The sequence below is a fragment of the Acinetobacter sp. F9 genome (genome assembly GCF_019195275.1).
In the GTDB taxonomy this organism is placed as follows: domain Bacteria; phylum Pseudomonadota; class Gammaproteobacteria; order Pseudomonadales; family Moraxellaceae; genus Acinetobacter; species Acinetobacter pseudolwoffii.
On the sequence record NZ_CP078068.1, the window covers coordinates 758624 to 778392 of the forward strand.

Genomic DNA, 19769 nt, shown 5'->3' on the forward strand with positions numbered 1-19769 from the left:
TCATTCCTTATTCTTCGAGCGTAAAATGGTCAGATACTCCTGCACTGCTTTATTGTGATCATTCAGATTGGTCGTAAACGTATGTCCGCCATTGCCCGTGGCGACAAAATAAAGGTTGTCAGAATTATCCGGATGCATGGCTGCTTCAATGGCTTTCTTACTTGGCAGTGCAATTGGCGTTGGCGGCAAACCAGACATGGTATAGGTGTTATACGGCGTCGGCGTACGTAAATCCTTGCGGGTAATATTGCCATTATAGGCATCGCCCATTCCATAAATCACGGTAGGATCGGTCTGTAAACGCATGCCAATTTTTAAACGGCGCACGAACACTCCAGAAACCTGTTCTAGCTCACTATCCACACTGGTTTCTTTTTCAATGATCGACGCCATGATCAGCGCTTCATATTTATTCTGATAGGGCAGATCAGTCACGCGTTTTTCCCAGGCCTGATCCAGTGCCTTCATCTGGCGCTGATACAGATTGGTTAAAATTTTACGGTCAGTTTCACCTTTAGCAAAGAAGTATGTATCCGGTGCAAACAGACCTTCAGGATGTGAAAATGGAATATTGAGCTCTTTAAGGAGTTGTGCCATTGGCAAATGTGACACTTCTTTGGTCACCAGATCATCTTTCTTCAAAGCATCAATCAGCTGTTTGAATGTGGTTCCTTCAATCACCAAAATCCGGTTCATCTGGGCATTTTCAGCATTGGAGATCATATCCAGAACCTGACGAATACTCATGCCTTGGCGCACTTCATATACGCCAGCTTTCATGGTGTCATGAATCAGGATGCGCTGATAAAGCTTGAGAATAATCGGGAAACTGACCTGTTTTTCTTTGGCCAGACGGTCAATAAAACCAGAATAGGTTTCCCCTGACCCAATCGCCAGCAGCTGTTTTTGTCCGTCTACAGGATAGTCTTTCCACAAACTACTTTTTAAGACCAGTACCAAAATCAAGGCAAGTCCAATCAGGACGAAGGCAATTCCTTTGAAAAGTGACGAAAATTTGGCTGTATTGTTCTTTTTGGCTTTAGACTTGGAGGCTGACATATTAAGACATCTGATTTAATCGAAGACGGTTAAAAAGTTCAATACAAGCATCGCCATCCAGGGATCGCTGCTCAAATTGAGTGACAATTTTCATCGGGTTTAGCGCATTACAAAAAAACAGACTCTGAATATGGGCTATTTCCTCCATATCGATGTAACGTTGCTGACAGGCAATTCCCTGATCTTGCATCCGTTGTAGAATTTCTGCACGCATCACCCCAAAGACGCCATTATAACGAAGTTCCGGCGTAATCCATGTATTGTTTATACAAATGAAACAATTACTGCTCACCCCTTCGACAACCCCGCCCTGTACATCTGTCACCAGTGCCTCAGACCAACCGCGCTGATCCGCCTCCTGCTTGAGCAAAACCTGCTCCAGGCGATTCAAGGTTTTTAGTCCGACCAGACCCGGCATGGTCAATCCCAGTGCCTGCTGTAATACCCCACTTTGGATCTGTTCATACTTTAAATCATGTAGGGCTTGAGGATAATAAAATACCCACAGATCCGCCGGATGCTCTGGCAAACTATAGCCCCGCTCGCCGACTCCACGACTCAGCACGATCTTTAATGTTCCATTCAGCTGACTTTCTGATTCACGTAAAAGTTCTAAACTTTCTGCAATCAGAGCTAAATCAGCATGCAAACTTAATTTTTGATTACTGAGCTGCAAACGTGCCAGATGACGATCATATAATTCCACCCGGTCCTGTCGAATCCGGGCCGTGCTAAAACAGCCATCACCATAATGAAAGGCCCGATCGAGTACTTCTATCTCACTGACATGTTTCGCATTTTTCAAACAGAGCATATTTTATTGCCTCTCAAATCAACAATTGAGTACTGAGAGATAAGCTCCATCGATTTATCTCTTTTACTCACATCAAATGCATTTTTAATTATTTTTTATGCAAAATATCTCCAGCTATTCTTGCCTTGTCCAACAAAAGCTAAAAAAATTGAGGCAAAAATGAATATTGGTAAATTAAAAATTGGGGTATTGGCTGCACTGGTTTTGGCCACTGCTTTCAGTGTGTCTGCAAAAGATTTCCTTAACGTGTCTTATGACCCAACCCGCGAATTATATGACAATTTTAATAAGGAATTCAGCGCATACTGGAAAAAAACCACGGGTCAGGACGTGAACTATAAACAGTCGCATGGCGGTTCAGATAAACAGGCCCGTGCTGTGATTGATGGTCTGGATGCAGACGTCGTGACCCTCGCGCTAGCTGCCGACATTGATGAAATTGCAGCGAGAGGTCTGCTGCCTAAAGACTGGCAGAAACAATTCCCGCAAAACTCGACCCCCTATACCTCCACCATCGTCTTTCTGGTCAAAAAAGGCAATCCAAAAGGGATTAAAGATTGGGGCGATCTGGTGAAGCCTGGAGTAGAGATCATTACGCCAAACCCGAAAACTTCTGGCGGTGCACGCTGGAACTATCTGGCGGCATGGGCATGGGCCAAACATCAACCTGGTGGCAATGACAGCAAAGCACAAGATTTCGTGCGTCAAATTTATAAACAGACCAAAGTTCTGGACTCAGGCGCACGTGGAGCCACCACCACTTTTGCTGAGCGCGGGATCGGTGATGTATTACTAGCTTGGGAAAATGAAGCCCATCTCGCTACTCGTGAACAGCCGGGTAAATTTGAAATCATCACGCCAAGTCTGTCAATTTTGGCCGAGCCACCGGTGGCAATTGTAGAAAAAAACGCCAAGAAAGATGGCAATGAAAACCTGGCCAAAGCTTATTTGAATTATCTGTATTCTCCTGCGGGGCAAACTGTGGCTGCGAAGAACTTCTATCGTCCACGTAATAGCGAAGTATTAAAGAAATATAGCAGCGTATTTAAACCTTTAAAGTTAGTCACCATCGACAAAGAATTTGGTGGCTGGACCAAGGTACAAAAAGCACATTTCGATAATGGCGGGATCTTTGATCAAATTGTAAAGGTAAATCATACGAAATAATGAGGCAGTCCAGCATAAACAATGGCCTTTATTGATAAGGCCATTTTCATTTCAATAACTTCAGCTCTGTCTTATCTTTTTTTTTCATATAAAATTCGTTTTTATTTATTTTTTACGCATAAAGAATAGGTTTATTCTGCAGCTATGTTACAAAACGTGTAAGAAATTGAGGTTTCTAATGAGTATTTCAAAAACAATAAAACTTGGGGTTCTGGCTGCTGTGATTTCGGCAACCTCATTAGGTGCTTCAGCACGTGATTTTCTGAATGTTTCCTACGATCCGACACGTGAATTGTATGAAGATGTCAACAAGAGTTTTGGCAAATACTGGGAAAGCCGTACGGGTCAAAAAATTAACTTCAAGCAATCCCATGGTGGTTCTGGTAAACAGGCCCGCTCTGTTATTGATGGCTTGAATGCAGATGTGGTGACTTTGGCCCTCGCAGCCGATATTGATGTGCTTGCAGAAAAAGCCAAATTGTTGCCAGCAGACTGGCAAAAGAAACTGCCACAAAACTCGACACCGTATACCTCAACAATCGTATTTTTGGTGCATAAAGGCAACCCCAAAGGGATTAAAGACTGGGGCGATCTGGTGAAACCGGGTGTCGGTATTATTACCCCGAATCCGAAAACATCAGGTGGCGCGCGCTGGAACTATCTGGCGGCATGGGCATGGGCCAAACATCAGGCCGGTGGCAATGACACGACTGCACAAGAATTTGTTCGCCAAATTTATAAAAACACCAAAGTCCTGGATTCAGGTGCGCGTGGTGCAACCACCACCTTTGCCGAGCGTGGGATCGGTAATGTCTTGCTGGCCTGGGAAAATGAAGCGTACTTAGCGATTCGTGAGCAACCAGGTAAGTTTGAAATTATCACACCAAGTCTGTCTATTCTGGCTGAACCGCCAGTGGCGATTGTAGAAAAAAATGCAGCGAGAAAAGGCAATAAGCATCTGGCTCAAGGTTATTTAAACTTCCTGTACTCGCCACTGGGTCAAGACCTGGCAGGCAAACATTATTATCGTCCACGCAGTGAAGTAGCTTTAAAGAAATATAATCATGTATTCAAACCACTCAAACTGGTAACGATTGATCAGGAATTTGGCGGCTGGGCAAAAGTGCAAAAAGCGCATTTTGAGAATGGCGGTATTTTCGACCAGATTGTGAAGGCAAACAGCGCGAAGTAATTCGCAGCTGATCTGACAGGAGCATCGATATGATACATACGCTTATTGTTCCAGGTGTAGGTGGTAGCGAATACAATCACTGGCAAACATGCTTACAACATCAGCTCAGTCGATGCTCTCGTGTGCAACAAAAAGATTGGAATCATCCCGTTTTGCAGGAATGGATCACTGAATTTGTCAAAGCCCTGCAAGATATTCAAGATGATGTACAGATTGTAGCGCACAGCTTTGGCTGTTTAACCTCGGTCGCAGCACTGGCACAACATCCAGAATTGACTGCTAAAGTTAAAAAGCTGATTCTGGTCGCGCCGGCCAATCCGGCACGTTTTGGGGAAAATGGTTTTGTTCGTAACAGCCAGACCGATTACAGCCATTATTTTCAGCAAGTGCAGATTCAGGTTCCGGCCACGTTATTAATCAGTGAAAATGATCCCTGGTTAAGCTATGCAGACGCCCAGTTTCTGGCCAAAGCCTGGAAACTCAAACCGATTAATCTCGGACAGGTGGGGCATGTCAATGTCGCTTCAGGATTTGGCCCTTTTCCTGAACTTGCCCAGTATTTGATTTCAGAAAAGACTATGCAACATATCAGCAATACTGATGACAGCAAGTATTATTTCAAATTTGCATTTTAGTCGTTGCAAATTATGCTTGTGTCCAATTTCTTTTTTTAATTTTCGCTGGTTAGTTTTAACCAGCTTTCTCTCTTTTGAGGAGTCATCATGTCGCAGCGATCCCGAGTGCTGCCAGGATTTGGTCTTTCTCTAGGCTTTACCCTAGCGTATTTATCATTAATCGTTTTAATCCCGCTGTCTGCTGTTTTTATTAAATCACTGGGCATTGGCTGGGAAGGCTTGTGGGAAATCCTGAGCTCTGAACGTATTCAAAAATCACTACAACTCAGTTTCAGTGCAGCCATTATTGCTGCGCTGGTGAATGTGGTGTTTGGCCTGTTATTGGCCTGGTGTCTGGTACGTTATAGCTTCCCGGGCAAACGTATTGTCGATGCCTTGGTCGATTTGCCTTTTGCCCTGCCAACAGCGGTGGCCGGTATTGCCTTGACCTCTTTATATGCGCCGACTGGCTGGATTGGTCAGTATCTTGAACCGATTGGTATTCAGGTTGCTTATACCCCGATTGGTATTACGCTGGCTCTAATCTTTATTGGTCTGCCTTTTGTGGTTCGTACCGTACAGCCAGTACTCAGTGATTTGGAAACTGAACTGGAAGAAGCTGCATCTGCACTCGGGGCAAATCGCTTGCAAATTGTGACCAAGGTCATTTTCCCGATTTTACTTCCTGCGCTTATCACTGGCTTTGCGTTAGCTTTCGCTCGCGGTGTTGGTGAATATGGTTCGGTGATCTTCATTGCCGGGAATCAGCCTTTTGAAACAGAAATTGCCCCACTGATGATTATTTCCCGTTTAGAAGAATATGATTATGCCGGTGCAACCACAATTGCGGTGGTGATGTTGCTGATTTCATTTGTCCTGCTGTTCCTGATTAACTTACTGCAAGCTTGGGCCAGCCGCCGTACCGGGAGAACTGCACGATGAGTTTGAATACCAACAGCAATGCACTGGCTGAAAAACTGCAATCCCGTGATGCAACCCGTGAGCCAACCTGGGTACGTTATACCCTGATCACTATTGCACTGATTTTTTTCTTGAGCTGCCTGATCCTGCCTTTGATTCTGGTTTTTGTGGAAGCCTTTAAACAGGGAATTGGTGTTTATACACAGGCATTGGTGCATCCAGATACTTTATCTGCGGTCAAACTTACACTTTTGACTGCTGCAATCGCCGTACCGCTGAACGTGGTATTTGGTGTGGCTGCGGCATGGTCAGTGGCGAAGTTTAACTTTCGGGGTAAATCCTTCCTGACCACCTTGATTGATATGCCATTTTCGGTCTCTCCCGTGATTGCCGGTTTAATGCTGGTACTGATTTTCGGTACGCAAGGCTGGATGGGGTCCTGGCTAATGGACAATGACATCAAGATCCTTTATGCAGTGCCTGCCATTGTCCTGGCGACCATCTTTATTACTGTACCTTTCGTGGCTCGTGAGTTAATTCCATTAATGGAAGCACAAGGCACGGAAGAAGAAGAAGCTGCGATTGTGCTCGGTGCATCTGGCTGGCAAACTTTCTGGAAAGTGACCCTGCCAAATATCAAATGGGGTCTGATTTACGGCGTGATTCTGTGTAATGCACGGGCCATGGGTGAGTTTGGTGCAGTATCGGTTGTATCCGGTCATATCCGCGGTGAAACCAATACTTTACCGCTACACGTCGAAATTCTTTATAACGAATATACCTTTAGTGCTGCGTTTGCCGTGTCTTCGCTTCTGGCTCTCCTCGCAATTGTCACCCTGATTTTAAAAACATGGGTGGAACTGCGCCAGGAAAAACAGGACAAACGTAATCAAGATTCTACAGTTTCTTAAGGAATGCCAACATGAGTATTCAAGTACAAAATATTGAAAAACACTTTGGTGCATTCCATGCACTTAAAAATATCTCGCTGGATTTTCCAGATGGTCAACTGGTGGCCCTGCTCGGCCCATCAGGTTGCGGCAAAACCACGCTGCTACGGATTATTGCAGGTCTAGAATCTGCAGATGGCGGTCAGGTCATTCTGGAAGGTCAGGATGCGACCAATGTTCATGTACGTGAACGTGAAGTCGGCTTCGTGTTTCAACATTATGCCCTGTTTCGTCATATGACGGTATTTGACAATATTGCTTTTGGTCTGCGTGTTCGCCCACGTAAAACCCGTCCATCTGAAGCGGAAATTAAAAAACGTGTTACGCGTTTACTTGATTTGGTTCAGCTGGGTTTTCTGGCTGACCGTTACCCTGCTCAGCTTTCAGGTGGCCAGCGTCAGCGTATTGCATTGGCACGTGCCTTAGCCGTTGAACCGCGTGTGCTGTTGCTAGATGAACCTTTCGGTGCACTGGATGCCAAAGTCCGTAAGGAATTACGTCGCTGGTTACGTACCTTGCATGATGAGTTGCACATCACCTCGATCTTTGTGACCCACGATCAGGAAGAAGCGCTGGAAGTGGCCGATCAGATTGTGGTGATGAACAAAGGTAATGTCGAACAGATCGGTTCGCCACGTGAGGTCTATGAAACGCCGGCAACCCCATTTGTGTTTGATTTCTTGGGTCAAGCCAATCGTTTTGAAGGCCAGAACAACGGCGGCATTATTCAGCTCGGGCAAGATCGCATTCACTTTGATGGCGCAAAAAATGCTGCTCAAGGTGAAGTGATTTTATTCGCACGTCCTGATGAGCTGCGCATTCATGCACAGCCACAAGACAATGCCATTCAGGCCACCTTCATACGTGAATTATGGATTGCGGGTAAAGTCGTTGCAGAACTGAATGACCGTCAGGGTAACTTGATTGAAATTTTACTGACACCTGATGAAGCAAGAGCACACCAATTCCGCCCCAATCAAACCGTGTGGTTAAGTGCGGTGAACTTGCATTTATTTGAAAATCAGGTCGCTTAAGACCAAAAGATGGGGCTTCGAAATGCCCCATCCTCTTCTAGGGTAAAGAGAATTATGAATTTCCAACAATTAAGAATTATACGAGAAACGGTTAGACAGAACTTTAATTTAACTGAAGCCTCAGCTGCACTTTATACTTCGCAGTCTGGAGTAAGTAAGCATATTAAAGATCTGGAAGATGAGCTTGGCGTACAGCTGTTTATCCGTAAGGGTAAGCGTCTACTGGGTTTAACCGAGCCGGGTCAGGCACTATTAGGAATTGTAGAACGCATGCTGGTCGATGCCGATAATATTAAGCGTCTGGCTGATGATTTTAATAAAGTTGATGAAGGTACCTTGACCATTGCCACCACGCATACCCAGGCGCGCTATGTGCTACCGCCGATTGTCAGCCAATTTAAAAAAGAATTTCCTAAAGTACATTTGATTCTGCAACAGGCCAGCCCGGTAGAAATCACGGAAATGCTGCTGCAAGGTCAAGCCGATATCGGTATTGCAACCGAAGCACTGACGACTGAAGACAATCTGGCCAGCGTACCTTATTATAACTGGCAACATAGTATTATTACGCCGCAAAATCATCCACTTGCAACTAAAGATCAGATCCGGATCGAAGATCTGGCCCATTACCCGATTATTACCTATCATGGTGGTTTTACCGGTCGCTCCAAGATTGATACCGCCTTTGAAGAAGCCGGCTTTGATGTCGATATCGTCATGTCCGCACTCGATGCCGATGTGATTAAAACCTATGTGGAAATGAATATGGGCGTCGGCATTGTCAACGATGTCGCTTATGACCCGGAGCGTGATTACCGTTTAAAGCAGATTAAAACGGATATTTTTGGCATGAATACCACCTGGATTGCGGTACGTAAAGGACATTTACTACGTGGTTATGGCTACGAGTTTATTTCCCTGTGCTCGCCGGATGCCGATATTAAAGCGCTTAAAAAAGTCGCCTATCCAGACGAATAAAAATATATAAGTTTTCAATCAAAGAGGCCAGAGCGAGCCTCTTTATTATTTTCAAGTGGATAATCTATATAAATATCAAGCATAATCACATTAATAATAAATTGAATTATACCAATATGATCGACAGCAAATTTGCTCTTTTCTGTATGGGCTGCGCTTTTTCTGGGTCAGGTTATAGCGCTGCTTTTGAACAGTCCAATCAAAGTATTCACTCTTTTTTTGAAAAAAATCATTATGCTGAAATTTCATTGGCTTGGGTTCGCCCTGATATTAGCGGTCAGGTACAGTATACCGAGCAGCTGCAACAACTGGGTATTACTGACTTTTCTACGGGCCAACTTGCCAGTACGCAATTTATCTCTAATGTTGCCTTAAAATTACAGCTTCACCCTCAACTATCATGGGGACTGATTTATGATCAGCCTTATCATGTAGATGTGGCTTATAGTTATAATCCTGTTTTTGCAGGTGAAGCGCTTTCTGTTGAAGCCGCGACTATCCAGTTTGATAGCCACAATCTCACATCATTAATCGGCTTCCAACCGGATAATCACTGGAATTTTTATACAGGGCTAAGTTATCAAAGTCTGGAAGGAAGCTTATATTTATCCGGGCAAACCTTTTATATATTTAATGGTTATCGGGCTACATTTGAACAAGATCCCGCTTGGGGCTGGCTTGCAGGATTCAGTTATCAACTACCCGAATATTTTTTTAGAACTGCACTGACTTACCGTTCAGCCATTGCTCACCATCATAAAACTGCTGAATCGATTGTCGTAGGCACCAATCCCTCCCCCTATACCCAGATTCAAACCCCTCAATCCATCCATCTGGATTTTCAAACAGGATTGCCTTATCAAAAGGCCTTTTATGGCACATTACGCTGGTTAAACTGGCAAAATTTTGTCATTCAGCCGCCTAAATTCGGTGCAGTGATTGACTATGCGGCCTTAGAATTTCCAGAATTAAAATCATTCAGGATGATTAATTATCGGGAGGATCAATGGTCTGCCAAAATCGGTCTGGCGCATCAATGGCCCTCCTTTGGCATAAACTCTATCGAGCTTTTATGGGATTCCGGTACAGGAAATCCGGCTTCGACATTAAATCCGAGTGATGGATATTGGGGTATTGGACTAGGTCATCTTTACAAGATTCAAGATACTTGGGATATTGCCACAGGATTCTATTATTTAAAATTTCAAAAACCTGAGATCTCAACATCTGAGTCACTTATGCCTCAGATTGCAGGCTTATCCGCTGTTTCTGATAATAGTGCTTGGATCGTGGGCTTAAAACTGGGTTATCACTTTTAAAGTATTTTTAGAAAATATAAAAAAACGAGCCGAAGCTCGTTTTTTTTATGCAGCTATAGCTTAGAAGCGGAAGCTGACACCCAGTTTCGCTACTGGTAGCCATTCGTATTCATTGTCATTACGAATATTGTCTTCCTCAAAACCAACTTGTTGCGCAAAGTCAGCAGTAACCCCTGGAGTGTTAGGAGTAGCTGATCCGCTTGGAGTTAAGTTAACCGTTGGGTTGCCATTATAATAGGCACCAATCTCTCCAAATACGCCCCAACGATTGGTAATTGCTGGTGAGAAACCAATCCCTACATAAGGTGCGAGATTGTTTTTATATGATAAATCACCATTAATACGCGCCTCTCCATCAGCACGGAATTCAATACCATTTACAGAAAAAGTTTCATCATTACCAACTCGACGATCAATTTCATAATCATTATCAATATATGCGACACCGGCCGCCATATAGAACCAGTTCGCCCAAGGACGAATCTCAGCGTTTAAATAAGTCAGGTTATTGTCCATATCTAGGTCATATTTCGAACCATTGATTGACAAGTCATCAGACCAGGAAATGTCACCACCATTATAACCTAAAGTCACGCCGACATATGGGTTCACGTTCCATGAAAGTGCACCACCATAACCGGTAGTACCGACTTCAGCACGAACAGCTGCGGGTTTAAAGAAAGAAAAAGATGCCACACCTTCATCTGTTACGATTGTTTCATCAGCAGCCATAGCAGAGCCAGCTGCTGCAGCCAAAATGGAAACTGCTAAAATTTTATGTAAAGACTTCATTATTTCTCTCCTCAAAAGAACTTATTTTGATCATTAGTTATTCGTGATGGGTTCAATATAAAGGACTTAAAAAATATTTTTTATTCATGTTTTGCTGATCTTTTGTTATTTTTTGATACAAATTAGTTTTTCTTGTTGATAACCTGGCTTCTTCTAACACTTCTACTACATTTTAAAATAATGAAAAATAACACTTATCACGTTCATTCTTTCAAACTTCCCACACTTTTGGCTATTTTTCATCTATTTTCAATCTGCTCAACTATTTTTAATGCAATATAGTGTAAAATCTAGAAAATTTTTTCTGGAAGGAAGATCATGTCGCAGCTTTCAACAATCATTGAAAAAGCGTTTGAAGATCGTGCGAATTTCACAGCTGCAGATTGCCCTGCTGAAATCAGTCAAGCAATTGAGGACGTAATTGCTGGTCTAGACAATGGTACTTTACGTGTTGCTGAAAAAATCGATGGTGAATGGATTGTTCATCAATGGATTAAGAAAGCGGTATTGTTATCATTTAAATTAAACGACAACAAACCAATGCAAGCTTGTGATCTTCGTTTCTATGACAAAGTAGATACTAAATTCTCAGACTGGACTGAAGAACAATTCAAAGCGGCTGGCGTACGTGTAGTCCCTCCCGCGGTGGCGCGTAAAGGTTCATTCCAGGCCAAAGGCGTGATCTTGATGCCTTCTTATGTCAACATCGGTGCCTATGTAGATGAAGGTACGATGGTGGACACATGGGCAACTGTGGGTTCATGTGCACAGATTGGTAAAAATGTTCACTTGTCTGGTGGTGTTGGTATTGGTGGTGTACTTGAACCACTTCAAGCCAACCCGACGATTATTGAAGATAACTGCTTTATCGGTGCACGTTCTGAAATCGTTGAAGGCGTGATCGTTGAAGAAGGTTCTGTAATTTCAATGGGCGTATTCATTGGTCAATCGACCAAGATTTATGATCGTGCCACTGGTGAAATTCACTATGGTCGCGTACCAGCAGGTTCAGTCGTTGTTGCAGGTAGTCTGCCTTCTAAATGTGGTACTTACAGCCTTTATGCTGCGATTATCGTGAAAAAAGTAGATGCGCAAACTCGTTCCAAAACCAGCCTGAACGATCTATTACGCGAAGACTAATATGTCTTAACTTAGAGGGCACATTGGTGTTCCTCGGAGCTTCAAGCGCTCCCCGTCTCTACGATCAGTCATGATCGTAGGGATTTTTATTTTTATACCCGGTTATTTATTTCTCAGTGGTTAGTTTTGTTATGAATACGCTTCGTTCTTCCGCAATTCCAGTTTCTGATCCGTCTGCGGGTTTACGCATTACGGAGATCTTCTATTCATTACAAGGTGAAGCCAATGCTGCGGGCTTGCCAACGGTTTTTATCCGCTTAACCGGCTGCCCGTTACGCTGTACATACTGTGACACCACCTATTCATTTGAAGGTGGTCAGCGTCAGTCTCTGGATGAAATTATTCAGACCACGCTCGATTTTAAAACACCCTATGTCTGTGTGACCGGTGGTGAACCACTGGCTCAACCGAATGCCCTGCCTTTAATGCAGCGCCTTGCTGATTTAGGTTGTGAGGTTTCGTTAGAGACCAGTGGTGCTTTAGATGTTGCTAAAGTAGACTCGCGCGTTTCCAAAGTTCTAGATTTAAAAACCCCAACTTCAGGTGAAGTTGCACGAAATTTGTTATCCAATCTGGATCATTTAACGCCACATGATCAAATCAAGTTTGTGATCTGCAACCGTGAAGACTATGAATGGTCAAAGCAGCAGCTTGAACAGTATCAGCTTCAAGAGAAAGTCAGTACAGTCTGGTTCTCGCCTGCATTTGCGGTTGAAAAAGGCGCGGTTCGTTTACCGCAACTGGCGCGTGATTTGGCTCAGTGGATTTTAGAAGACCATCTCCCTGTTCGTTTCCAGTTACAGCTGCACAAGTTGTTATGGAATGATGAAACTGGTCGTTAATTTTTTGTAAAGTTACTTTTTTGGAGAATCAGCTTATGCGCCCTCGTGCCATTGTTCTGTTATCTGGCGGATTAGACTCAACTACATGTCTGGCTTGGGCACAGGCACGCTACGAATGTATCGCGATCAGTTTTAAGTATGGTCAGCGTTCAACCACAGAGCTGGATGCAGCCAAAGCACTGACTCAAGCTGCCGGTGTGGAACATCGTGTGATTAATATTGATCTGGGCAATCTGGGTGGCTCAGCCCTTACCGATCATAGCATTGAGGTGCCTGATCATGAACAAGCCGGTATCCCGATTACCTATGTTCCGGCACGTAATACCATCTTCCTGTCTTATGCTTTAGCCGCTGCGGAAGTATTTAAAGCCGAAGCAATTGTGATCGGAATTAATGCGGTTGATTACTCGGGCTATCCGGATTGCCGACCGGAATTTATTGACGCATTTGCCAACATGGCACGCCTTGCGACCAAGGTTGGCGTAGAGGGTCAGGCGCTCAAATTTGAAACACCTTTGTTACATTTATCCAAAGCAAATATTATTCGCTTAGGTATTGAACATGGCGTAGACTACAGTCAAACGGTGTCATGCTATCAAGCAGATGACCAAGGACGTGCCTGTGGCAAATGTGACAGTTGCCGTTTACGTAAACAGGGTTTTGCGGACGCAGGTGTTGAAGACCCGACACGTTATATACCGTAATAACAAGGTAGAGTTTATGAAGAATTTAAAATCAAGCATCGTGCTTTCAGCAATTGTTTCAGCTGCTGCTATGTTCGCAACAACGGCTCAGGCAGCTGATGACAAATTACAACAAGCTTATAAAAGCACCAATGTAAAATCTGCATTGATCAATGTTTGTAAAGATGAAACTGGCAAAGGTAAAAAACTGACCGCTGCTGAAGTCAGTAAATATTGTACTTGCGCTGTTGAAGCAGATGGTAAACTAACCAATGCACAAAAATGGGAAATCCAAAGCACCATTAATCAGAAGAAAAGTCCTGGAACTTTAGCTTTTGTACAGAAGCAGAATAAAGACCTGCAAGCATGTTTTGGTCCACAGTTAACAGGCAAACTGAAAACTTTGACTGAAGAAGCAATGAAATCAGCTCAAGCTGCGCCGAAGAAATAATATCTCATTATTCTTTGATGAAATAAGCCACTATAATGTGGCTTATTTTTTTGAAAAATTTAAATAAAACAGGAGTTAATATGACTGCCATCAGTTTGCTTGACCAGAGTTTCCCTGCAACGACAGCTGAAATCAATTTAACCCAGCTGGATACAGAATGGCTGGTGATTTATTTTTATCCTAAAGATTCTACTCCGGGTTGTACCACTCAAGCCGTCGGATTTTCTTGTTTAAAAGATCAGTTTGATGCTTTAAATACCACCATTATTGGCGTATCTCGTGATTCGGTCAAAGCCCATCAAAACTTTACTGAAAAGCAGAATCTGAGTATTAATCTGATCAGTGATAAAGAAGAAATCCTGTGTAATCACTTTGATGTGATTAAAGAAAAAAACATGTATGGCAAACAAGTCATGGGGATCGAGCGTTCGACTTTTATTTTCCATAACGGCGAACTGGTCAAAGAATATCGTAAAGTCAAAGCCGCAGGTCATGCCGAACAAGTCCTGGAAGATTTAAAAGCTCTGCAAAGTGCTTAATTGACTATTTCCTGCAAGGATAAAAGCTCGAAAAAATCGGGCTTTTTTTGTGATTACTTTGATGTAATACAAGCATTTTATATGTCTTCTATGCTTCAATTTTTAAAGCTAAGCAATAGACATGCAGCAGTCTATTAATCTGAAAAAAGACTGTATTCAAACACCCTTAATTAACTTCACAATGACCCGAGAGATGCAGATTCACTTTCTCCCCTACGCCTGCGATCCCCTTTCTCATGCCGAAATCACTGCGGTTAATCACTGCAAATGCCTGGACTTCGAGCAAGTTGTCATTAGACAGACTCGACTTAAAGGTTGTTTCAAAAATCACCGGTTTGGTCACACCACGCAAAGTCAAATTGCCTAAAACATTGTATTTACCATTGCCCAGGTCTTTAAACTGGATACTTTTAAAACTTACCGTTTTGTATTTTTCAACATAAAAAAGGTCTTCACCCAAAATCATATGTTTCAATAACGGTTTATTAAAACTCAAACTCTCGACATCCATGACCAGATGCGTTGAAGCATTTTGCGGTGCTTTGGCATCAAACTGCATGCTGGATTGCACCTGATTAAACTTGGCTTTGACCACAGTCAGTCCCATTGACTTGATCTCAAAGCCGACATCACTTTTAGGAGTGAGCGTCCATGATTTTGCAAAAGTCTGACTGCTGAAAAATAAACAGATTGCCAGGCCAATCAGTCCAGTTTTTATTGTTGTTTTCAATTTTAAATCCACCTTGTTTAATTTCTTATTGATCGGATTTAGATACACGCTTCAAGCTGAAATTAAATTTTCTTTTCAGTTTTAGAATTTTTGTTTTCGTTATTTTTATACCAGTTAACTGAAGTTTTTGTAAAACCCTTAGTGACTAATGGAAAAAATAATCGTTAGTATTTATTTTTAAGAAATGGCTTAATCGAAGTATACTCATCGAATGGAGACTGTTAATAGTTTGATTTTAAAATTCATCTCCTAAATATGATCATATATTCCAACAAAATCTGAAGTAAAATTTGCTTACACAGCGAGCACTGCAAACTCCATTTTCTATTGTGATTCTCTTTGAAAAATGTTTAAACAGAATGTTTAGAAAAATATCAATTACAGACCTTACTCGCATTCTCTTGTTCAAAATATAAAAATCCTCAATTGAGGATTTTTATATTACCAGTTGAATTAAATGCTTAGAATTAATGACCCTGCGACGATCCACATGGTACAAGCAATGAGAGCATCCAGAACCTTCCAGGCATGGCGATGCTGAAACCAGGGTGTCAATATCTTTGCCCCATAGCCCAAGCTAAAAAAGAAAAACCAGGATGCACACACAGCACCAAGCGCAAACCACCATTTTCCTAGGCTATATTGCGTTGAAATTGAACCAATCAGGATGACGGTTTCTAAATAAACATGCGGGTTTAACCAAGTAAATGCCAGACAGATCATCAACACTTGTAAAAAATGTGCTGTAACTTGATCACTTGGAGCCAAAACTTCTGTTGATTTAAATGCATTGATTGCATGTTGCAGACCATAATAAAACAGGAATCCTGCGCCAATATATTTAGAAAACATAACCGCATTTGGATAATGTTCAATGATGTGAGCAAAACCAAAAACACCTAATAATATCAAAATAGTATCAGACAAGGCACACGTCAAACAGACCAGGAAGATATGCTGCTGTTTTAAACCCTGTTTTAGTACAAAGGCATTCTGCGCCCCGATACTGACAATCAGGCTCATACCTACAGCAAAGCCACTGACCATATAACTGAACATCACATTCCCCTTTTTTGAATACATGAATTATTCAACAAAAAGGAAGCTATTCATTAAAACTAAGTTAATATCAATTTAACTAAATTTTTCTTAGATTGTAGCGATGCTGAATGCGAAACAATGTGATGCTTTTTACGCGGTTGCAAAAACTGGAAGTTTTGATCTGGCGGCAGAACAACTCAATATTACTGCCTCAGCAGTGACCCTTCGTGTTCAGAGTCTGGAAAAACAATTGGGACACTTGCTGCTGGTGAGAGACCGGCCTTGTCGCGTGACTCAATCTGGACAAACTTTATTGCATTATTTACAGCATCAGCGTTTGCTAGAACAGAATTTGATGCAGGATTTGGGCGGACAGGTACAACAGGAAGGTTTTTACTGTCTGAATATTGCCACCAATGCCGATTCACTTGCGACCTGGTTATTGCCGACCTTACAAGCCCAACTGATCCAGCATAAAATTGTGCTGCATTTTCAACTGGATGACCAATCACAAACCCATCATTTACTGGAAGCCGGACTGGTCAATGCCTGTTTGAGCACTGAAGCCAAAGCCATGAAAGGCTGTCTGGCCGAGCGGATTGGACAAATGCACTACCGTCTGGTTGCCACGCCTGAATTTGCCCGGAACTGGTTTCAACAAGGAATACATCGTGATGCCTTACGCCACGCACCGGCGATTCTGTTTAATGAAAAAGACCAGTTGCATACCCAGTATATCCAGCAAGAATTTGGCCTGAGTCCGGCACAATATCCTCACTTTTTTATTCCATCGACGCATGCATTTTTTGATGCCATTGTCATGGGCTTGGGTTATGGCTGGTTGCCGGATTATCAAACCCGGCATTTGCTGGAATCAGGACAATTGATTGAACTTTCCGGTGAAATGCGAATTGAAGTCCCCTTGTATTGGCATCACTGGAAACAGCAGTCTCCTGCTCTGGCGATTCTGGGTGAATGTTTAAAACAGCATGCTCAGACCACCATGAATCAGCCTCTAGCCATCTGATCGAGTCAGGCCAGATTGCTTTTATCCTTCTGGACAAATTTTTGACTGAGTTGCTGATAGGTTTCGGTATGCTGGAATTGCTCTAGAAACTCAATCGTGCCTTGTGGAAATTTATCCCGTTGAATTTCACCGCGATAATAAGCTTCACGCATCGGCGTAGCGGATAAAGCACCTTCTAGGCTTTCCAGTTCGACCATTTCCCATTCCGGGAAAAATTTTAAATAATATGAAGAATCATCTTTAAAATGTCCAATCAGTCCGACTTTGGCATTCGGTTCTATGGCCTGATTTATCAGCGATTTCACCAGTTTTTGCCATTTTTCATCATTATAAACATCAATGACTTCTACAAATTGAATCCGCGCCTGATCTTCCGGACTAAAATTTGCAAGGATCATGGCTTCACGTTCCGAAGCCAGAAATGGATTTTTGATATTGCGTTCATTCTGCGCAGAACCAAGGGCCAAAATCACATTTTGACTGTGTTCCAAAGCAATCTGAATGGTTTGCATATGCGCCAGATGAAAAGGCTGAAAACGGCCAATGAAAACCAGATAATCAAATGTATAGTTCATAACAGATCATTTTTATGACTCATGAGTTGTGCCGCCCCAATAAATATGCGACATAATCAATCTCATAAAATCAAATTAAGTTTTAAAGCAAGGATAGTACGATGACACTGAGCTGTATTCAACAACCTCATGAGCATTTGCATGCGAATTTAGAACATGGCGTACTCACTTTAGCCATCAATCGCCCGGAAGCGAAAAATGCCTTATACAGCGAGCTGTATTTATGGATTGCTCAAGCGCTCGATGAAGCAGATCAGGACAATCAGGTGCGTGTGGTGGTGTTACGCGGTCAGGACACGGACTTTAGCGCGGGCAATGATATGCAGGATTTCATGAAATCTGCTGCGAAAAAAGGTCAGGCCCCTGCGGCTGAAGGCCCGCCCTTTATTTTACTCAAAGCGGCTGCCAAGTTTTCCAAGCCTTTAATTGCAGCGGTACGTGGCGTTGCAATCGGGATTGGGGTAACCATCTTATTGCATTGTGACTTGGTCTATAGTGACAATACTGCCCTGTTCCAGATTCCATTTGTCAGTCTGGGCCTATCGCCTGAAGGCGCTTCAAGCAAATTGCTGATTCAGCAGGCGGGCTATCATAAAGCGGCTGAATTATTGCTGACTGCACAAAAATTCAATAGCGAAAAAGCACTCGGTGCCGGTCTGGTGAATAGTATTGAAGAAGATGCCTATGCGGCTGCACAAAAACAGGCGCAGACTTTAGCAGCATTACCTTTGGCGTCTTTGAAGCAAACCAAAGCCTTGATGAAACATAATCTGGATGAAATTGTGGCCTGCATCGACCATGAAGCAGAAATTTTCATGCAGCGCGTTGGCTCTCCGGAAATGCTGGAAGCCGTACAAGCTTTTATGCAAAAACGTAAACCTGATTTCACACAATTCAACTAATTTTCAAACTTAGGATCTCAATGAGCTGGTTTAGACTGCCTCATTGATTCCTTTACCTGTAAGAATAAAGAATATGTCTACTGAAAATTCATCCATTATTGCCCAGTCTACTGAAACCATTGATAGCGCCAATCCGGATAAAAAACGTTATTATGAACCTGCTCCGCAGGATATTGATGTCGATAATTTCCGTAAAGTGATCGAAAGTCGTCGTTCAGTGCGTAAATTTACCAAAAAACCAATTCCAGAAGATGTACTTGATGCTTGTCTGGATCTGGCGTTGCTGGCTCCCAATTCGTCAAACTTGCAGCCCTGGACATTTTATGTGGTACAAAACCCGGCGAAGAAAAAGCGACTGGTCAAAGCCTGCATGAGCCAACTGGCAGCAAAAACGGCTTCTGAGCTGATTATCTGTGTGGCACGTACCGACCGTATTGATGAAATGGCCAAACGGAATGTCAATGAATTTCCATATCCGGAAGCACCAGCTGCCATCAAAAAATACTATAAATACATTCCATATAACTATAAAACCGGTTATTTAAATGTCTTTGGCAACTTTAAAAAAGTGGCTTTCAAAGTTGCCCGTACATTGGACAAACAAATGCCAGTGTCTGCTTTCAGCCCGGCTGATGCGAAACTGTGGGCGACCAAAACGACGGCGCTCGCTTGTGAAAATCTGGTCTTAGCTTTACGTGCTTATGGTTTTGACAGCTGTATGATGGAAGGTTTTGATGAGCCGATGGTTCGTGAAATTCTGAAATTGAATGATGAACAATATCCAGTCATGGTGATTGGTGCAGGTGAACGCGCCAAAGACGGCGTGTTCTTCCCGCAATACCGTTTTGATCGTGAGTTATTTATCCAGAAAGTTTAACAGTAGCAATAGAAGAATAAATCTTTGATTTGATATTCTTGGCGATATGAATACCACTCTTAGGCAGAGATTCAGAAATGAATTTTCTGCCTAACCTGGGATCTCGGTTAATTTAGACCTAC

22 protein-coding genes are annotated in these 19769 nt (G+C 42.8%); 16 read left to right on the forward strand and 6 right to left on the reverse strand.

The genetic code is table 11. From position 1 onward, the window contains the following. Nucleotides 1-1059, reverse strand: a complete 1059-nt coding sequence (gene mltG / locus KT990_RS03710; protein WP_180049282.1) for an endolytic transglycosylase MltG — start codon at nt 1057-1059, stop codon at nt 1-3. Between the two features lies 1 nt (nt 1060). After that, a complete protein-coding gene (pabC, locus tag KT990_RS03715) occupies nt 1061-1873 on the reverse strand; it encodes an aminodeoxychorismate lyase (protein WP_005097565.1) in 813 nt (270 codons plus the stop codon). A 159-nt stretch (nt 1874-2032) separates the two neighbouring features. Between pabC and KT990_RS03720 the strand changes: the two genes are divergently transcribed. From KT990_RS03720 to KT990_RS03755, 8 genes are all read left to right on the forward strand, one after another. Continuing rightward, entirely contained in the window at nt 2033-3040 is a 1008-nt protein-coding gene (locus tag KT990_RS03720; RefSeq protein ID WP_218209187.1) for a sulfate ABC transporter substrate-binding protein, read from the forward strand. Between the two features lie 178 nt (nt 3041-3218). Continuing rightward, entirely contained in the window at nt 3219-4232 is a 1014-nt protein-coding gene (locus KT990_RS03725) for a sulfate ABC transporter substrate-binding protein (protein WP_218209188.1), read from the forward strand. Nucleotides 4233-4261: 29 nt separating this feature from the next. Beyond that, a complete protein-coding gene (locus KT990_RS03730) occupies nt 4262-4867 on the forward strand; it encodes an RBBP9/YdeN family alpha/beta hydrolase (RefSeq protein ID WP_005097569.1) in 606 nt (201 codons plus the stop codon). 87 nt (nt 4868-4954) lie between these two features. Further along, a complete protein-coding gene (gene cysT / locus KT990_RS03735) occupies nt 4955-5788 on the forward strand; it encodes a sulfate ABC transporter permease subunit CysT (protein ID WP_005097570.1) in 834 nt (277 codons plus the stop codon). Then, nucleotides 5785-6678: a sulfate ABC transporter permease subunit CysW gene (gene cysW, locus KT990_RS03740; protein WP_005097571.1), complete on the forward strand. Its 894-nt coding sequence runs from the start codon at nt 5785-5787 to the stop codon at nt 6676-6678. Before cysT ends, cysW begins: the two co-directional genes overlap by 4 nt. Before the next feature lie 11 nt (nt 6679-6689). After that, nucleotides 6690-7751, forward strand: a complete 1062-nt coding sequence (locus KT990_RS03745) for a sulfate/molybdate ABC transporter ATP-binding protein (protein ID WP_005097572.1) — start codon at nt 6690-6692, stop codon at nt 7749-7751. A gap of 54 nt (nt 7752-7805) precedes the next feature. Further along, the gene (locus KT990_RS03750) at nt 7806-8729 is read left to right on the forward strand and encodes a CysB family HTH-type transcriptional regulator (RefSeq protein WP_005097573.1); all 924 of its coding nucleotides are present in this window, start codon (nt 7806-7808) and stop codon (nt 8727-8729) included. 116 nt (nt 8730-8845) lie between these two features. Then, nucleotides 8846-10048, forward strand: coding sequence for an outer membrane protein transport protein (locus tag KT990_RS03755; protein WP_218209189.1), 1203 nt, complete (start codon nt 8846-8848; stop codon nt 10046-10048). A gap of 60 nt (nt 10049-10108) precedes the next feature. On the opposite strand, the gene carO is transcribed toward KT990_RS03755, so the two are convergent. Next, complete coding sequence (carO, locus tag KT990_RS03760; RefSeq protein WP_218209190.1) at nt 10109-10840, reverse strand: ornithine uptake porin CarO; 732 nt, start codon at nt 10838-10840, stop codon at nt 10109-10111. Nucleotides 10841-11158: 318 nt separating this feature from the next. On the opposite strand from carO, the gene dapD reads away from it, so the two are divergent. The 5 genes from dapD to KT990_RS03785 all read left to right on the forward strand — a co-directional run bounded on the left by dapD (nt 11159) and on the right by KT990_RS03785 (nt 14495). Then, a complete protein-coding gene (gene dapD / locus KT990_RS03765) occupies nt 11159-11980 on the forward strand; it encodes a 2,3,4,5-tetrahydropyridine-2,6-dicarboxylate N-succinyltransferase (protein ID WP_218209191.1) in 822 nt (273 codons plus the stop codon). Nucleotides 11981-12111: 131 nt separating this feature from the next. Continuing rightward, entirely contained in the window at nt 12112-12822 is a 711-nt protein-coding gene (gene queE / locus KT990_RS03770; RefSeq protein ID WP_100355703.1) for a 7-carboxy-7-deazaguanine synthase QueE, read from the forward strand. A 35-nt stretch (nt 12823-12857) separates the two neighbouring features. Further along, on the forward strand, nt 12858-13526 hold the full coding sequence (queC, locus tag KT990_RS03775) for a 7-cyano-7-deazaguanine synthase QueC (RefSeq protein ID WP_005170088.1): 669 nt from the start codon (nt 12858-12860) through the stop codon (nt 13524-13526). A gap of 16 nt (nt 13527-13542) precedes the next feature. Further along, nucleotides 13543-13956, forward strand: a complete 414-nt coding sequence (locus KT990_RS03780) for a hypothetical protein (RefSeq protein ID WP_005170085.1) — start codon at nt 13543-13545, stop codon at nt 13954-13956. Between the two features lie 80 nt (nt 13957-14036). Next, entirely contained in the window at nt 14037-14495 is a 459-nt protein-coding gene (locus KT990_RS03785; RefSeq protein ID WP_005170083.1) for a peroxiredoxin, read from the forward strand. Between the two features lie 166 nt (nt 14496-14661). Here the strand turns inward: KT990_RS03785 and KT990_RS03790 are convergent, their stop codons facing one another. Both KT990_RS03790 and KT990_RS03795 read right to left on the reverse strand, forming a co-directional pair. Then, nucleotides 14662-15225, reverse strand: coding sequence for a YceI family protein (locus tag KT990_RS03790; RefSeq protein WP_051064995.1), 564 nt, complete (start codon nt 15223-15225; stop codon nt 14662-14664). Nucleotides 15226-15678: 453 nt separating this feature from the next. After that, nucleotides 15679-16284: a LysE/ArgO family amino acid transporter gene (locus KT990_RS03795; protein WP_005097584.1), complete on the reverse strand. Its 606-nt coding sequence runs from the start codon at nt 16282-16284 to the stop codon at nt 15679-15681. Nucleotides 16285-16387: 103 nt separating this feature from the next. Between KT990_RS03795 and KT990_RS03800 the strand changes: the two genes are divergently transcribed. After that, nucleotides 16388-17293 carry a LysR family transcriptional regulator ArgP gene (locus KT990_RS03800; RefSeq protein ID WP_100329049.1) on the forward strand — a complete coding sequence of 302 codons (906 nt, stop codon included), beginning with the start codon at nt 16388-16390 and terminating at the stop codon, nt 17291-17293. Nucleotides 17294-17298: 5 nt separating this feature from the next. On the opposite strand, the gene KT990_RS03805 is transcribed toward KT990_RS03800, so the two are convergent. Then, a complete protein-coding gene (locus KT990_RS03805) occupies nt 17299-17868 on the reverse strand; it encodes a nicotinate-nicotinamide nucleotide adenylyltransferase (protein ID WP_005097586.1) in 570 nt (189 codons plus the stop codon). Between the two features lie 101 nt (nt 17869-17969). Here KT990_RS03805 and KT990_RS03810 point away from each other — a divergent pair, with 101 nt between their 5' ends. Continuing rightward, a complete protein-coding gene (locus KT990_RS03810; RefSeq protein WP_005097587.1) occupies nt 17970-18770 on the forward strand; it encodes an enoyl-CoA hydratase-related protein in 801 nt (266 codons plus the stop codon). A 73-nt stretch (nt 18771-18843) separates the two neighbouring features. Continuing rightward, the gene (locus KT990_RS03815; RefSeq protein WP_218209192.1) at nt 18844-19647 is read left to right on the forward strand and encodes a nitroreductase family protein; all 804 of its coding nucleotides are present in this window, start codon (nt 18844-18846) and stop codon (nt 19645-19647) included. Nucleotides 19648-19769 lie beyond the last annotated feature (122 nt).

Coding starts and splice junctions, on each gene's coding strand:
- pabC (WP_005097565.1), bottom strand. CDS start 1,873: ATGCTCTGTTTGAAAAATGCGAAACATGTCAGTGAGATAGAAGTACTC.
- KT990_RS03730 (WP_005097569.1), top strand. CDS start 4,262: ATGATACATACGCTTATTGTTCCAGGTGTAGGTGGTAGCGAATACAAT.
- KT990_RS03750 (WP_005097573.1), top strand. CDS start 7,806: ATGAATTTCCAACAATTAAGAATTATACGAGAAACGGTTAGACAGAAC.
- KT990_RS03720 (WP_218209187.1), top strand. CDS start 2,033: ATGAATATTGGTAAATTAAAAATTGGGGTATTGGCTGCACTGGTTTTG.
- KT990_RS03815 (WP_218209192.1), top strand. CDS start 18,844: ATGTCTACTGAAAATTCATCCATTATTGCCCAGTCTACTGAAACCATT.
- KT990_RS03755 (WP_218209189.1), top strand. CDS start 8,846: ATGATCGACAGCAAATTTGCTCTTTTCTGTATGGGCTGCGCTTTTTCT.
- queC (WP_005170088.1), top strand. CDS start 12,858: ATGCGCCCTCGTGCCATTGTTCTGTTATCTGGCGGATTAGACTCAACT.
- carO (WP_218209190.1), bottom strand. CDS start 10,840: ATGAAGTCTTTACATAAAATTTTAGCAGTTTCCATTTTGGCTGCAGCA.
- mltG (WP_180049282.1), bottom strand. CDS start 1,059: ATGTCAGCCTCCAAGTCTAAAGCCAAAAAGAACAATACAGCCAAATTT.
- KT990_RS03800 (WP_100329049.1), top strand. CDS start 16,388: ATGCTGAATGCGAAACAATGTGATGCTTTTTACGCGGTTGCAAAAACT.
- cysT (WP_005097570.1), top strand. CDS start 4,955: ATGTCGCAGCGATCCCGAGTGCTGCCAGGATTTGGTCTTTCTCTAGGC.
- KT990_RS03745 (WP_005097572.1), top strand. CDS start 6,690: ATGAGTATTCAAGTACAAAATATTGAAAAACACTTTGGTGCATTCCAT.
- KT990_RS03795 (WP_005097584.1), bottom strand. CDS start 16,284: ATGTTCAGTTATATGGTCAGTGGCTTTGCTGTAGGTATGAGCCTGATT.
- KT990_RS03805 (WP_005097586.1), bottom strand. CDS start 17,868: ATGAACTATACATTTGATTATCTGGTTTTCATTGGCCGTTTTCAGCCT.
- KT990_RS03810 (WP_005097587.1), top strand. CDS start 17,970: ATGACACTGAGCTGTATTCAACAACCTCATGAGCATTTGCATGCGAAT.
- queE (WP_100355703.1), top strand. CDS start 12,112: ATGAATACGCTTCGTTCTTCCGCAATTCCAGTTTCTGATCCGTCTGCG.
- cysW (WP_005097571.1), top strand. CDS start 5,785: ATGAGTTTGAATACCAACAGCAATGCACTGGCTGAAAAACTGCAATCC.
- KT990_RS03785 (WP_005170083.1), top strand. CDS start 14,037: ATGACTGCCATCAGTTTGCTTGACCAGAGTTTCCCTGCAACGACAGCT.
- KT990_RS03780 (WP_005170085.1), top strand. CDS start 13,543: ATGAAGAATTTAAAATCAAGCATCGTGCTTTCAGCAATTGTTTCAGCT.
- dapD (WP_218209191.1), top strand. CDS start 11,159: ATGTCGCAGCTTTCAACAATCATTGAAAAAGCGTTTGAAGATCGTGCG.
- KT990_RS03725 (WP_218209188.1), top strand. CDS start 3,219: ATGAGTATTTCAAAAACAATAAAACTTGGGGTTCTGGCTGCTGTGATT.